Raw genomic sequence first — 13458 nt, 5'->3', positions numbered from 1 at the left:
ACCAATCGGACCTTTATGGGCAGTTGACTCCACCTATCTTCTAGGTTTCCTCATAAGTTTGGGATGGAGTCTTACTGCCCGTTAAGTGTCGGATAAAACAAAGGGGCGGAGATTATTAATCCGTCCCTTTGTCTTATTGTTGTTACACATTACGTAATCGGCCCAATTCTTCAGCAATGGCTTCCATTTCGCTTGGGCTGAAGTTTGTTTTACGCATAACCATTTCGTATAATTCATGTAATTCTTCGTACATAGAAGCATTAAATGAATCAGATTTAATCGCACCAATATTCATCATTCTTAGCTTTTCTTTAATTGCTTCTACCATAAATTCTACTGCTTCTGGGCTATTTTTTGTTAAATCCATGTTTACCATCCTCTCGTTCTTTTTCAATTATGTTCATCTTTTCATGATTACGAATAGAAGTCAATGGAAACAGTACGTTCTAATCACAACTATTTTAGAAAGAAATAAAAAATATACAAACAGCTAAATTATTGGATATAATTGGAATATTAGATGATTTAATATACGACAAGGAGGGGTATAGATGAGTAGGGAAAGCAGACACTATAGAAAAGAAGAACCGAAGAGTAAATTTGTTCAAGCGGTAGTGATAGGGGCCGTTGTTGGAGGCTGTTTAAGCCTTCTTGATAAATCAACGAGACATAGCGTAAAAGCAAGCACGAAGCAATGGTGCGAACGTATTAACTATCTGGCAAAAAATCCAGACCGTGTCATTGATCAAGTACGAGAAGCTACAACACAAATGCGGACAACCGTGACGAAAGTGTCGGATGAGGTTGCGCTTCTTGTAGATACTGTAGAAGAATTGAGTCATATTCCATCAGAAGTCTCACAAATGATTGAAGAAACGAAGGAGGCTTTCGTTGCTGAAAAGAAAAAGGCAGGACTAAGCGAACAACAGGTGAAGTAAACAATCGAGGTGGTGGCATGGTGGTAAAAAGAGTGATGCTGAGATGGAGCTTCTTTAAAACACTTCTAGAAAAAATAAAAGTAGATGATGTATCTGGTCTTGCTGCTCAACTTTCTTACTTCTTCCTGCTATCACTATTTCCACTTCTTATTGTTTTGTTTACGTTAGTCGCGTATTTACCATACTCTGAAGAGGAAATTTTACGAACGGTACATACTTTTGCTCCAGAGAAGTCCATGGAGTTAATTGAAGAAAACTTAAATGAGATGATGAAAGGAAATGGGAAGTTACTTTCATTTGGGATTTTTGCTACTCTTTGGTCAGCATCTAATGGACTTAATGCCATTATTCGTGCTTTTAATCGAGCATACGACGTAACAGAAAACCGTTCTTTTTTTATTGCCCGGGGAATGTCGATTATTCTCACATTAGCGATGGTTTTTGTTTTTCTTGTCGCTCTAATACTTCCGTTATTTGGAAAACAAGTTATTTTCTTTTTATCAGTAGAGCTTGGTTTCTCAGAAGAATTTATTCGTGTTTGGAATACGCTCCGATGGTTGATTAGCTCTGTTGTTCTTTTTTTTGTTTTCTTTATGCTATATTGGATTGCTCCTAATAAGAAATTAAAGTGTTTAAGTGTACTTCCTGGAGCGATATTTGCTACAGTAGGCTGGGTTTTTGTGTCCTTGGCATTTTCCTTTTATGTAGAGAAAATTGGGCATTATTCGACAACGTACGGAAGTCTTGGCGGGATTATCGTGTTAATGATTTGGTTTTATTTAAGTGGCATTATCATTATTATTGGTGGAGAAATAAATGCCTCAGTCAGTGAGAAAAAAAAGCCAGATTGCGCGTAATTTGCCTAACATGAGACGTTGGTTTTTGTCGAATACTTTATCTGTACACATCTTTATAAAGGGAGGCACTTGATTATGAGCAATAGCGCAAAAAAAGATGGCAACACAAAACAAAAAGGGAAAAAGCGTTCAAAGCATAAAACATCAGGCTCAGCGAACGGAAAGAACGGTTACCATTAATAATAGAGGGCTCCTTCTTCGTAAAGGGGCCCTCTTTATTTTAGTATTTATATTAACATGCTTACGCTTTTGTTCTTAGCTTCTTAATAACCTCAAGCTATTTAAAATAACTAAAATTGTGCTTCCTTCATGACCAATTACACCGTATGGTAAATCTAAAAATTGAAGGAAGTTAGAAGAGATTAAAAGCATGATCACAACAATTGAGAAAATTACATTCTGTTTAATAATTCGATTCATTTTCTTGGATAATTTTACGGCTTCCGCAATTCGCGGCAGGTTGTTTTTCATCAACACAACATCGGCTGTTTCAAGGGCTACATCTGTACCTTCTCCCATTGCAATCCCGACAGAAGCTGTTGCGAGAGCAGGAGCATCATTGATTCCGTCCCCAACCATAGCCACCGTGCCAAATTGTTCTTTTAATTTTTTAATTTCATCAACCTTTGTTTCTGGAAGACATTCAGCAATATAAGCATCAATATGACTTTCAATTGCGATTGCTCTTGCTGTTTTTTCACCGTCTCCTGTTAGCATAACTGTGTATATGCCTTCTTTCTTTAATGTCTCAATCGCTTTAACCGTTTCTTCACGAACGACATCTTTTAACGTGATAATCCCGGCAATTCCATATTCATCTTTGGCGAAGACAATTGTTTTTCCTTCGTTTGCAAGGGAAAGGGCGATTCCGTTTTGGAACTGCTCAGCTTCATCACAACCAACAAAGCTTGCGCGGCCCACTTGCCAAAATTCGTTTCCAAAGTACGCTTGAACACCGTTTCCAGATATATCTTCCATATCAGTTGGTTTCACTAATTCTTTAGTAATACGAGACTTTGCATAACGTACAATGGCTGTTGCAAGCGGGTGGTTTGAATAATTCTCGATAGAAGCAACGCGAAGGAGAAAATCTTCTTCTTGTAAGTTTTCACGAATCACGACATCGGTTACTTCCGGTTTTCCTTTTGTTAATGTCCCCGTTTTATCTAATGCAATTGCTTGTAAGTTGCCCAAGTTTTCAAGGTGAACGCCACCTTTAAATAAAATACCATGTCGAGCACCATTGGAAATTGCCGATAGCGTTGCAGGCATGATCGAAGCCACTAAAGCACATGGTGACGCGACAACAAGTAAGATCATGGCACGATAAAAGGTTTCCGTCCAACTCCAGCCGAGTGCAAAGTGAGGGACAAACATCATTAGTGCTACAACGGCTAATACTACTTTTACATAAGTTCCTTCAAAACGCTCAATGAAGAGCTGAGAAGGAGATTTCTCACTTTGAGCAGATTGTACTAAAGTGATAATTTTTTGGAATAATGTTTCACTATTAGGTTTTGTAATCTTAATGGTAATTGTTCCACGTAGGTTGACTGTTCCAGCGAATACTTCATCTCCAACAGATTTTGTAACAGGAACAGATTCGCCAGTAATTGCTGCTTGATCAATGTTTGTACGTCCATCTGTAATGGTTCCATCAGATGGAACTCGTTCACCGGGCTTTACTAAAATAAGGTCGCCGATAACAAGTTGAGAGACAGCAATAGTTTCTGAATAGCCATTTGTCACGCGCAACGCTTCTTCTGGCTGCAAATCCATTAACGCAGAAATTTCTTTATGACTTTTGTTCATTGTGTATGTTTCAAGTGCACCGCTTAATGCAAAGATAAAAATTAAGATGGCACCTTCTGTCCAATAGCCGATAATCGCTGAACCAATTGCAGCAAAAATCATTAACATTTCAACGTTCAATTCTTTATCTTCAATCGTATCTTCAATTCCTTCTTTTGCTTTGGCAAATCCACCGATTATAAAAGCCATTAAATAGATGATAACAGCACTTGTGCCAAGCCCGTTCTTATCCAGCAACCATCCAACTAAGATTAAAACACCACTAAGTAGAGCGGCAATCAGTTCAAGATGCGGTTTTACTTTTTCAAGCCAAGATGATTCTAGTGTAGCAGGCTGTCGCAATTGCTTTGTATCTGTAGTCATTGTCTTCCCCCCGATTTCTTAATTATGATGATAGTTTTTCTCAATTAGATGATATTTAAGTGAGAAAGATAATCATCTGCATTCCGTTAAAAAAAGATGAAAGCTGCCATTGTTTATTCAATGACAGCAATGAATATCGGCTTTTTGTCTATGTTTGATTATTTATATAATATCATATTTCCCAAAAAAGTAAACTATAATAATTCTAATTTAGTAAAAAATATAATTAGATAACCAATTGTATTTATTGTATTTTAAATGGAAAGGTGATGTTACATAGTTCTGTTGATTGTTTAATAAGGCCTATAGAAAAGAATTAGGGGATTTGTAATCTGCAGTTACTTATATCTTGAAAGAAAATGGGGATATTAGTGGAACATAGAGTGATTGGTGTAGTAATACATTGAAAAGGAATTCGCTTATTAATGTGAAAGTTGGTGTCTTTGTAAAATGACAAATAAAATCTTTCTAATTCTTGTGTTGATTGGTGTTCCGCTTTCTGTGGTTGGATCATTATTGCATTGGCCAAGTGTTGTTATGTTTATTGTGTACTGTTTAACGATTATTGCTTTGGCTAGCTTTATGGGACGCGCAACGGAGAGTCTAGCTATTGTGATGGGACCGCGAATTGGCGGGTTATTGAATGCTACTTTTGGAAACGCCGTTGAACTCATTATTTCCATTTTTTCATTAAAAGCAGGCTTGGTCGGTATCGTGTTAGCTTCTTTAACCGGTTCTGTTTTGGGAAATCTATTATTAGTAGCCGGATTATCGTTTTTTGTGGGCGGTACGCGATACAAAAGGCAGGTGTTTAATGTATATGATGCCAGGCATAATGCGGGATTGTTGATTTTTGCGGTTATTGTGGCATTTGTTATTCCGGAAGTGTTCAGTCAAAATATGAGCGATGTAGAAACGATGTCATTAAGTGTTGGGATATCGATTATTCTAATTGTGCTCTATTTAGCAGCTTTATTTTTTAAGTTAGTGACACACCGTGGTGTGTATCAGCCAACAGAAAAAGGGGCAGCAGCGGTGGGAATACATGAGGAAGAAGAGCCTGAATGGGGGAGAGGGACAGCTATAGGGGTGTTGGCAGCTGCGACTATTGCGGTTGCTTACGTCTCAGAAAAACTTGTTCATACGTTTAGTGAAGTAGGGGAGGCATTTGGGTGGACAGAGCTGTTTATTGGGGTCATCATTGTAGCGATTGTTGGAAATGCTGCTGAACATGCAACGGCAATTATTATGGCTTATAAAAATAAGATGGATATTGCTGTGGAAATTGCAGTGGGGTCTACGCTGCAAATCGCTATGTTCGTCGCTCCTGTTTTAGTTTTGCTATCTTTGTTTTTCCCGACATATATGCCGCTTGTGTTCACCTGGCCTGAGCTGATTTCGATGGTAACAGCGGTATTTTTAATGATTATGATTTCAAATGATGGTGAAACAAACTGGTTTGAAGGATTAACGTTAATGGCAGCTTACGTCATTATGGGAATTGGATTTTATTTACTATAGAACAAAGCTAAAAAGTTAAAAAATATAAGTTTCTAAACATTTTTGGTGTCTAGCTTTCAGCGCTTTGTTCTTTTCTTATGCAGGAAAGGAAAAGTTTGGCGAAGCAACCTTGTGTATAGAATACAGTTTACGAACAAAATCTATAAACAATTGACTTATTCTCTTTAAAAGGAGCGCGACACCATGAGAAGACTAGTAATGATTTTGGCCATTTTAATGTGTTCATTCATTGGAGCGGATATCGGAGGAGCTGTGCAAAAAACAGATGTCAAAAAGGCGGCTTCTATGAAAACTTCTATTCCTCCAGCTGTTTTGAATATTACGAAGGAAAATACGTATCCAAATCCAACTCAAGACTTACCACGTTTACAACCTAGTGAATTAGCTCAGCAATTACTTGATTCTTCAAGTGTACCCATTGAAAACCCTGAATTGATTCGTATGTTAAATGAATCAACTATTGCTAAAGCTCCCCTTGCCTTTGGTTATCGTGCCACGATTTATCTTGGGCATTGGGCATTAAATTATCAATCAACTGAGACAGCACCTAACTGGGAATATCAAAAGGTGAATACGAATTATTATGATAATCGCGGAGGTAATCTCCCGTACAGCATTCACTATGTTCAAGAAGCACAAAAAACCGTACATGGTGGATTAACAGCAAAGATCCCTAAAGCGGAAGATGTACAAAAAATGATGCTGTTAAAAGCAACAGAGAAAACGAAACTACCACTTGCTTTCGAGACAATTATCGGAGCAGGAACGAAAAAAGATCACGTATATAATATTCCAGCTAAACGACTCGGTTATTTATACGGATATGCTTCCGCTGTAAATGAAAAAGGGAAAGTCACATATGGTGAAGTGTATTTACATTTAAAAGGCAGCAAGCGTACTTTAACGATTAAAAATGTGACTTCGCAAGGGATTGGAGCATGGATCCCTATTCAAGATCATCTCTCATTTAGTTTTACAGCTTCACAGCAACCGAGGTAAGACAGAATTCATTCAAATAAAAAACTCGCCAGCAATCGGCGAGTTTTTTACAAGGCTTTATTATTAGGGTACAGTTGATTTTTTACATATTTCTTAAATACGAGACGTACGACTTCGAAAGTCTGTTTTCGGATAATAAGCATTTTTCACTAACACATTTGGTCCGAGACACTTTACAGCTGGACAGTGGCAGTTGAGTTGAGCGGCCAGCTTAGAATTCATCCACGTTTCATAGGATTTGGTAAGTGGTTGATCGACAATGTTCCCAAGCGACGGTGCATCACCAAAGTCAGTGACAATTACTTCGCCCGTGAAAATATTTATATTTAAGCGGGAGCGTCCGTCTGGGTCATTTCGGACGGTTACTTTTTTCGAATTGTACAAACGTTTTAGCAGCTCTAAATCTTCTTTATTATTGCTGCATGGATAAAAAGGAAGGGTACCAAATAGCATCCATACATTTTCATCGCGAATATCTAGTAAGTGATGAATAGCTTCACGCATTTGATTTAAAGGAAGCGTTTCTAATGCTGAAGCAAAATCGCTTGGATACATAGGGTGTACTTCATGGCGTTTACAGCCCATTTCTTCCACAACTTGCTTATGAATATGATCTAAATAGGGTAAGGTTCGTTTATTTAACATCGTTTCAGCAGAAACCAATACCCCAGCATCCGATAAAGCACGGGAATTCGTAATCATTTGATCAAATAATTTTTTACGTTGCTCACGTGTTGGTTTTCGATCCATCATTGCGAAACCTGTGTCGATAAATTCATCAATCGTCCCCCAATTGTGGGAAATATGTAGAACATCTAAATAAGGAATAATGTCTTCATAACGTTCTAAATCAAGGGTTAAGTTGGAATTGATTTGTGTGCGTACCCCACGACTATGTGCATATTTCAATAAAGGCAACACATAATTTTTTACGGATTTTTTAGATAGCATCGGCTCGCCGCCAGTAATGCTAAGGGAACGTAATGTTGTAATCTCATCGAGGCGCTGAATCAGTAGCTCTAATGGAAGGGCATCAGGGTCTTTTGGCTGTAATGTATAGCCTACAGCACAATGCTCACAACGCATATTACAAAGGGTTGTTGTCGTAAGCTCGACGTTGGTTAGCGTCATTTTTCCGTATTGCTCAATATCCATATAGGCTTCCCAAGGATCATGCTCGGGAGTGATTGGTGTTAGTATCGTTTCTTTCATTGTCATAGTCTAAGGCTCCTTACGTATTAATGCACTAACCCATTATGAACAAACCGAATAATTAATGTCAATAATGGGACGCTTCGGGCGAGATTTCAATTGCACTTTATATATAGATTCGATACGATAGATAGACGAAGACGGAAGGAGAATGTTTTCATGGGAAAAACCATTCACAGTAAAGATGATCAAGTTAAATATTTGAAGGAACGTTTAACGATATTTATGGAGGTTCTAGATAGCATTGAACCTGAACATACAGAGTTAGAAGATATTGATCGTTTAATTAATATGATTGACGAATTAGAGGAGAAAGTCGAACAATTCAAGAGCCGCGGATAAGAGTAAGATTTGTACGATAGTATGAGTCCTTTTCGTTGAATATTCAATAAAACCTTGTTTTTTAAAAAAACAAGGTTTTATTTTGGAAATAATATTGGAATAAATCGGGTGTTTTCCAATGTCTAAGGCTGTTGTATAAGGGTCGCTATGTCTTTTTCTACAAACATGCCAGAGACAAGTTTTCTAATGAAATAAAAAGTCTGTCTTTTCGAAATATAGGGATAGATGTATAATGAAACAGGTATTAAATTCATTTAGTGATGTCTACGTCCAGAGAAACATAGGCATCGCAATTAAATATAGGGGATTGAGGGGGACTGCAAGATGGATATGTTTAAATTTCAAGAAAGTATGTACAGTCTAATTGTAGAAACATCTACAAATTTACCAAAAGACGTGCGTCGTGCAATTAAAGGTGCAAAAGCACGCGAAAATGCTGGTACACGTTCAGCAATGAGTTTGGCAACGATTACAAATAACATTACAATGGCAGATGATAATGTATCTCCAATCTGTCAAGATACAGGACTGCCAACATTCAAAATTAAAACACCAGTTGGCGTAAATCAACTTGAAATTGCAGAAGCGGTTCGCAATGCGTTAGTTCTTGCGACAAAAGCAGGAAAGCTTCGTCCAAATGCAGTTGACTCTTTAACAGGGGAAAATAGCGGTGATAACTTAGGAGAAGGTCTTCCGGTTATCAAATTTGAACAATGGGATAAAGATTATATCGATGCGCGCCTAATTCTTAAAGGTGGCGGTTGTGAAAATAAAAATATTCAATACAGCCTTCCATGTGAGCTTGAAGGACTAGGTAAAGCAGGTCGTGATCTAGATGGTATTCGTAAATGTATCATGCATTCTGTATACCAAGCACAAGGGCAAGGATGTAGTGCTGGATTCATCGGTGTTGGAATTGGTGGAGATCGCTCTTCAGGATACGATTTAGCAAAAGCGCAACTTTTCCGCAGCAATGATGATGTAAATCCAAACGAAGATCTTCGTAAATTAGAAGAATACGTAATGGAGCATGCAAATGAATTAGGCATCGGAACAATGGGATTTGGCGGTGAAACAACATTATTAGGTTGTAAAATTGGTGTTATGCACCGTCTTCCAGCTAGTTTCTTCGTATCTGTTGCGTACAACTGTTGGGCATTCCGTCGCTTAGGTGTGAAAGTAAACCCTGAAACAGGCGAAATTAATGAATGGTTATATCAAGAAGGCGAAAAAATCGACTTCGCACTTGAAGATAAGCAAGCAGAGCAAGAAACAGCAGCAGCATCTGAAGCAGCTGTAGAAGGACCTCGTGAGGTTGTTCTAGAAGCACCAATTACAGAAGAGAAAATCCGTGAACTTAAAGTCGGTGACGTTGTTCATATTAACGGTAGAATGTACACAGGCCGTGATGCAATCCACAAGCACTTATCTGAAAATGATTCACCAATCGATTTAGATGGTCAAATTATTTATCACTGTGGTCCAGTTATGCTGAAAGATGACGAAGGTAAATGGCATGTAAAAGCAGCTGGTCCAACAACAAGTATTCGTGAAGAACCATACCAAGGGGACATCATGAAGAGATTCGGAATCCGTGCTGTTATCGGTAAAGGCGGAATGGGACCAAAAACATTGGCGGCGCTTGAAGAGCACGGCGGTGTTTACTTAAACGCAATCGGTGGAGCGGCTCAATACTATGCAGATTGTATCAAATCTGTTGATGGTGTAAACTTTACAGAGTTCGGTATCCCTGAAGCAATGTGGCATTTAAGCGTTGAAGGTTTCACGGCGGTTGTTACGATGGACTCACATGGAAACAGCTTACACAAAGACGTTCAACAAACATCATTAGAAAAATTAGCTAAATTTAAAGAAACAGTATTTAAATAAGAAAGAAGCGGGTGCCTCTCTAATAGAGAGAGCACCCGTTTTTTATAAGATGATTGAAAATGTAAAATTTCAGACATGTCTTGATGTCTGGCTCTAGAAACCTTGCGCTTTTCTTAGCTTTCATTTTCTTCACTTGGCAAAGGATCAATGGTTGTGGCATCTTTCGAATTCAATGCTTTTTTGAGGACATAGACAAAGCCGCCGCCTACTAAGCCGAGACAAAAAATAAACCCCATCGAAATGATCCACCATTCAGCCATGAAAGCGCCTCCTTTTAGCAAAAATATATGCTCAAGAGAAAAAAATATTTCTGAAATGTCCAAATATTTGAAAAAAGTGAGCATATAATAGTAGCAGAAAGGAGGGAATGGTATGCAAAATAATTATTGGTTATACTTCTTTGCTCTATTAGCCGGTTTTGCTTTTATCCTTCTTCCTGTCGCTGGTACAATTTTTGCTGGACTTGAACCTATTTTGGCTGTGATTGGCATTGTTGTTGTCTTACTTTTCGCTGTCATTATTGTTTGGAAAGCATTAGAATCATTGTTTAAACGATAAATCAATATAGATTGGGACCATCCTTCTTTTCTATTGGAAGGGTGGTTTTTTATTGGAATCATGCCAATTCCTTCTCCTTACATATAAATGTTTTTACGCCAAACACTAAGAGAAAAGTATGTTGGGGGATTAAATAAAGATGAAGAAACTAATTTGTTTATTGACGATTTGGAGTATATTATGGGCATTAGCAACTCCGGCTTCTGCCGAATCATATAATTGGGGAATGAAGAAAGGAAGCAATGGAAAACCAGCTGAAGCAGGGCAGAAATTCGATGAAATGCTTCCGAAATATGAAGCGGTTTATTTAGGAGATACCTCGAAAAAGGAGATTTATTTGACGTTTGATAACGGCTATGAAAACGGCTATACAGGCCAAATTTTAGATGTACTTAAAAAACAAAACGTACCAGCTACCTTTTTCGTAACAGGACATTATTTAAAAACAGCACCCGAACTTGTGAAAAGAATGGTAAAAGAAGGACATATTGTAGGAAACCATTCATGGACACATCCAGATATGACAGTTATGACAGATGAACAGATTCGCTCCGAGTTACGTCAAGTAAAAGAAAAAACAGCTCAGTTAACAGGTCAGCAAATGATGAGTTATTTGCGTCCGCCGCGTGGAGTGTTTAGTGAAAGAACGATGAAAGTAGCTAAAGAAGAAGGCTATTACCATATATTTTGGTCGCTTGCTTATAAAGACTGGGTTGTGAATGAACAAAAAGGAGCAGCCTATGCTCACGGTGAAGTGATGAAACAAATTCATCCAGGAGCGATCTTGCTTATCCACACAGTTTCAAAAGACAATGCTGATGCGCTTGACTCAATTTTAACGGATTTGAAAAAACAAGGGTATGTATTCAAAAGTTTAGATGATTTAATGATTGAGCAGCAATTGCCAAATCGTATGCTGTATTAACAACAAGTGGAACCCTAATTGGGGTTCTGCTTTTCTATTCTGTATGAAAACGTGATATAATACGTTGCAAACTGTCAAAGAGACGTATATGCTTTTGAAGCATGGAAAAACGGAGTGAAAAGAAATGACAAATGATCAATTAGAAGTGAATCAAACGTTTCCCTTAACAATCAAACGACTCGGCATTAACGGAGAAGGAGTCGGTTATTTTAAAAAGAAAGTCGTCTTCGTTCCTGGTGCATTACCAGGAGAAGAAATAGTTGCGGTTGCAACGAAAGTTCAACCTAAATTTTCTGAAGCAAAAATTAAAACGATTCGTAAATCATCCCCACATCGCATTCAAGCACCATGTCCGATTTATGCGGAGTGCGGCGGCTGTCAGCTGCAACATTTAAGCTATAGCCAGCAGCTTGTTGAAAAACGTGACATCGTCGTTCAAGCGATGGAACGATATACAAAAAATTCGATTTCTGCTTTAAATATTAAAGATACAATTGGAATGGAAGACCCGTGGAACTATCGCAACAAAAGCCAATATCAAGTTGGTTTAAAAGAAGGCAAGCTCATTGCTGGCTTGTATGGAGTAAACTCACATTCTTTAATCGATATTCCAAATTGTCTCGTGCAGCATTCAGCAACAAATAAAGTAACACGTACTGTTAAGAAAATTTTGAAAAACCTAAACATCCCTATTTATAATGAACGAAAGAATAAAGGGGTCATTAGAACGGTCATCACTCGCGTAGGTTTTGAAACAGGAGAGGTCCAAGTTGTGCTTGTAACAGGAACAGAAGATATTCCGCAAAAAGACAAGCTGATTAAACAAATTCGTGACCAGCTTCCTGAAGTGAAATCCATTGTTCAAAACATTAACAATAAGAAAACATCGCTCATTTTTGGAGACAAAACGATCCACTTAGCTGGTGAAAAAGTCATCAATGAAATACTTGGCGATTTATCCTATGAACTATCAGCACGTACATTTTTCCAGCTGAACCCAACTCAAACTGTGAAGCTCTATGATGAAGTCAAAAAAGCAGCAGCACTGACAGGCGAAGAAAAAGTGGTCGATGCGTATTGTGGAGTTGGAACAATTGGACTGTGGCTATCTAAAGAAGCAAAAGAAGTACGCGGCATGGATGTTATCAAAGAATCGATTGATGATGCTAAGAAAAATGCGAAACGTCATAACCGAAACAACGTTCGTTATGAAGTCGGCAAAGCGGAAAATGTGATGCCGCGCTGGATTAAAGAAGGTTGGAAACCAGACGTTTTAGTCGTCGACCCGCCGAGAACAGGCTGCGACCAAAACTTACTGAACACGATTTTAAAAGTCAAACCGAAGAAAGTTGTCTATGTATCCTGTAATCCATCAACCTTAGCGAAGGACATACATGAATTAAGCAAGCTGTATAAAGTGGAATATATGCAGCCTGTGGATATGTTTCCGCAGACGGCGCATGTGGAAGTTGTTTCACAGATAGTTTTAAAAAATGGTTGAGGGGATTAAAACCCTTCAACCTGTGTAAACTTGTAGTAAATCTTAACATCTTTAGTTTCAGTTACTTCAATTTTATCAACGAAACGTAGTAACATCTCCGAAGTTAAGGTATCAAATTTCAAATCAGGCATATGTTTGTAAGTAGCTGTATGTCCTAGTATATTTGAATTTTTTTCTCGCGGGTCTTACAGAGACAATATATTCTGTGAGAGGCATCATAAATTGGTTAGGCACCCGGTGGGGTCTATTTTAAACGAATGGAACAGGTTAGTTTAAAAGTGCTGTTCAACAATAGGGCCATATTCTTGAATAAGCTGTTAGCCATCGAATAGTTTATATATAAGTAAATGACGATGTAGATTTATCTCATGATACGATAGGGCGTGTTTCTATAGGAACACGTCATTTTTTTGAATTAAAAGGAATCCGCAGCTCTAGGATTGAATGGAAATGAGGTTCTCGTTCCTAGAAATCCACCATAAGTAAGTTTGGACCAAATTCTAACTTGACAGAATGTTTAATAAATAGTAATATATATAC

At 38.0% G+C, this 13458-nt stretch carries 14 protein-coding genes; 9 read left to right on the top strand and 5 right to left on the bottom strand.

All coding sequences use genetic code 11. The features are described from left to right. Positions 1-142: 142 nt before the first annotated feature. Positions 143-367 carry a DUF1128 domain-containing protein gene (locus V7068_RS12745; RefSeq protein ID WP_119115680.1) on the bottom strand — a complete coding sequence of 75 codons (225 nt, stop codon included), beginning with the start codon at positions 365-367 and terminating at the stop codon, positions 143-145. Between the two features lie 184 nt (positions 368-551). Between V7068_RS12745 and V7068_RS12740 the strand changes: the two genes are divergently transcribed. After that, a complete protein-coding gene (locus tag V7068_RS12740) occupies positions 552-938 on the top strand; it encodes a YtxH domain-containing protein (RefSeq protein WP_127759002.1) in 387 nt (128 codons plus the stop codon). A gap of 17 nt (positions 939-955) precedes the next feature. Then, complete coding sequence (locus V7068_RS12735; RefSeq protein WP_499713101.1) at positions 956-1795, top strand: YihY/virulence factor BrkB family protein; 840 nt, start codon at positions 956-958, stop codon at positions 1793-1795. Between the two features lie 255 nt (positions 1796-2050). On the opposite strand, the gene V7068_RS12730 is transcribed toward V7068_RS12735, so the two are convergent. Beyond that, a complete protein-coding gene (locus tag V7068_RS12730; RefSeq protein ID WP_499713100.1) occupies positions 2051-3970 on the bottom strand; it encodes a heavy metal translocating P-type ATPase in 1920 nt (639 codons plus the stop codon). Positions 3971-4420: 450 nt separating this feature from the next. Between V7068_RS12730 and cax the strand changes: the two genes are divergently transcribed. Both cax and V7068_RS12720 read left to right on the top strand, forming a co-directional pair. Continuing rightward, on the top strand, positions 4421-5491 hold the full coding sequence (cax, locus tag V7068_RS12725) for a calcium/proton exchanger (RefSeq protein WP_499713099.1): 1071 nt from the start codon (positions 4421-4423) through the stop codon (positions 5489-5491). A 183-nt stretch (positions 5492-5674) separates the two neighbouring features. Continuing rightward, the gene (locus V7068_RS12720) at positions 5675-6490 is read left to right on the top strand and encodes a YfkD family protein (protein ID WP_499713098.1); all 816 of its coding nucleotides are present in this window, start codon (positions 5675-5677) and stop codon (positions 6488-6490) included. Between the two features lie 93 nt (positions 6491-6583). On the opposite strand, the gene yfkAB is transcribed toward V7068_RS12720, so the two are convergent. Next, positions 6584-7702 carry a radical SAM/CxCxxxxC motif protein YfkAB gene (yfkAB, locus tag V7068_RS12715; protein ID WP_499713128.1) on the bottom strand — a complete coding sequence of 373 codons (1119 nt, stop codon included), beginning with the start codon at positions 7700-7702 and terminating at the stop codon, positions 6584-6586. A 159-nt stretch (positions 7703-7861) separates the two neighbouring features. On the opposite strand from yfkAB, the gene V7068_RS12710 reads away from it, so the two are divergent. Together V7068_RS12710 and V7068_RS12705 are read left to right on the top strand one after the other, a co-directional pair. Beyond that, positions 7862-8044, top strand: coding sequence for an SE1561 family protein (locus V7068_RS12710; protein WP_252282951.1), 183 nt, complete (start codon positions 7862-7864; stop codon positions 8042-8044). A 324-nt stretch (positions 8045-8368) separates the two neighbouring features. Then, entirely contained in the window at positions 8369-9934 is a 1566-nt protein-coding gene (locus tag V7068_RS12705) for a fumarate hydratase (protein ID WP_499713097.1), read from the top strand. Between the two features lie 113 nt (positions 9935-10047). On the opposite strand, the gene V7068_RS12700 is transcribed toward V7068_RS12705, so the two are convergent. Further along, positions 10048-10194, bottom strand: a complete 147-nt coding sequence (locus V7068_RS12700) for a hypothetical protein (RefSeq protein WP_164853118.1) — start codon at positions 10192-10194, stop codon at positions 10048-10050. A 112-nt stretch (positions 10195-10306) separates the two neighbouring features. Between V7068_RS12700 and V7068_RS12695 the strand changes: the two genes are divergently transcribed. The 3 genes from V7068_RS12695 to rlmD all read left to right on the top strand — a co-directional run bounded on the left by V7068_RS12695 (position 10307) and on the right by rlmD (position 12918). Next, positions 10307-10492, top strand: a complete 186-nt coding sequence (locus V7068_RS12695) for a hypothetical protein (protein ID WP_127759008.1) — start codon at positions 10307-10309, stop codon at positions 10490-10492. 139 nt (positions 10493-10631) lie between these two features. Continuing rightward, positions 10632-11417, top strand: a complete 786-nt coding sequence (gene pdaA / locus V7068_RS12690) for a delta-lactam-biosynthetic de-N-acetylase (RefSeq protein WP_499713096.1) — start codon at positions 10632-10634, stop codon at positions 11415-11417. A gap of 124 nt (positions 11418-11541) precedes the next feature. After that, on the top strand, positions 11542-12918 hold the full coding sequence (rlmD, locus tag V7068_RS12685) for a 23S rRNA (uracil(1939)-C(5))-methyltransferase RlmD (protein WP_499713095.1): 1377 nt from the start codon (positions 11542-11544) through the stop codon (positions 12916-12918). Between the two features lie 5 nt (positions 12919-12923). Here the strand turns inward: rlmD and V7068_RS12680 are convergent, their stop codons facing one another. After that, a complete protein-coding gene (locus V7068_RS12680; protein ID WP_402923069.1) occupies positions 12924-13049 on the bottom strand; it encodes a DUF4368 domain-containing protein in 126 nt (41 codons plus the stop codon). Between the last annotated feature and the right edge of the window lie 409 nt (positions 13050-13458).

Origin of the sequence: Bacillus sp. JJ634 (genome assembly GCF_036962285.1) — a bacterium.
Classification (GTDB): domain Bacteria; phylum Bacillota; class Bacilli; order Bacillales; family DSM-1321; genus Peribacillus; species Peribacillus asahii_A.
This window is presented reverse-complemented; position numbering and strand designations above follow the sequence as displayed.

Coding starts and splice junctions, on each gene's coding strand:
- V7068_RS12745 (WP_119115680.1), bottom strand. CDS start 367: ATGGATTTAACAAAAAATAGCCCAGAAGCAGTAGAATTTATGGTAGAA.
- V7068_RS12740 (WP_127759002.1), top strand. CDS start 552: ATGAGTAGGGAAAGCAGACACTATAGAAAAGAAGAACCGAAGAGTAAA.
- V7068_RS12735 (WP_499713101.1), top strand. CDS start 956: ATGGTGGTAAAAAGAGTGATGCTGAGATGGAGCTTCTTTAAAACACTT.
- V7068_RS12730 (WP_499713100.1), bottom strand. CDS start 3,970: ATGACTACAGATACAAAGCAATTGCGACAGCCTGCTACACTAGAATCA.
- cax (WP_499713099.1), top strand. CDS start 4,421: ATGACAAATAAAATCTTTCTAATTCTTGTGTTGATTGGTGTTCCGCTT.
- V7068_RS12720 (WP_499713098.1), top strand. CDS start 5,675: ATGAGAAGACTAGTAATGATTTTGGCCATTTTAATGTGTTCATTCATT.
- yfkAB (WP_499713128.1), bottom strand. CDS start 7,702: ATGAAAGAAACGATACTAACACCAATCACTCCCGAGCATGATCCTTGG.
- V7068_RS12710 (WP_252282951.1), top strand. CDS start 7,862: ATGGGAAAAACCATTCACAGTAAAGATGATCAAGTTAAATATTTGAAG.
- V7068_RS12705 (WP_499713097.1), top strand. CDS start 8,369: ATGGATATGTTTAAATTTCAAGAAAGTATGTACAGTCTAATTGTAGAA.
- V7068_RS12700 (WP_164853118.1), bottom strand. CDS start 10,194: ATGGCTGAATGGTGGATCATTTCGATGGGGTTTATTTTTTGTCTCGGC.
- V7068_RS12695 (WP_127759008.1), top strand. CDS start 10,307: ATGCAAAATAATTATTGGTTATACTTCTTTGCTCTATTAGCCGGTTTT.
- pdaA (WP_499713096.1), top strand. CDS start 10,632: ATGAAGAAACTAATTTGTTTATTGACGATTTGGAGTATATTATGGGCA.
- rlmD (WP_499713095.1), top strand. CDS start 11,542: ATGACAAATGATCAATTAGAAGTGAATCAAACGTTTCCCTTAACAATC.
- V7068_RS12680 (WP_402923069.1), bottom strand. CDS start 13,049: ATGCCTGATTTGAAATTTGATACCTTAACTTCGGAGATGTTACTACGT.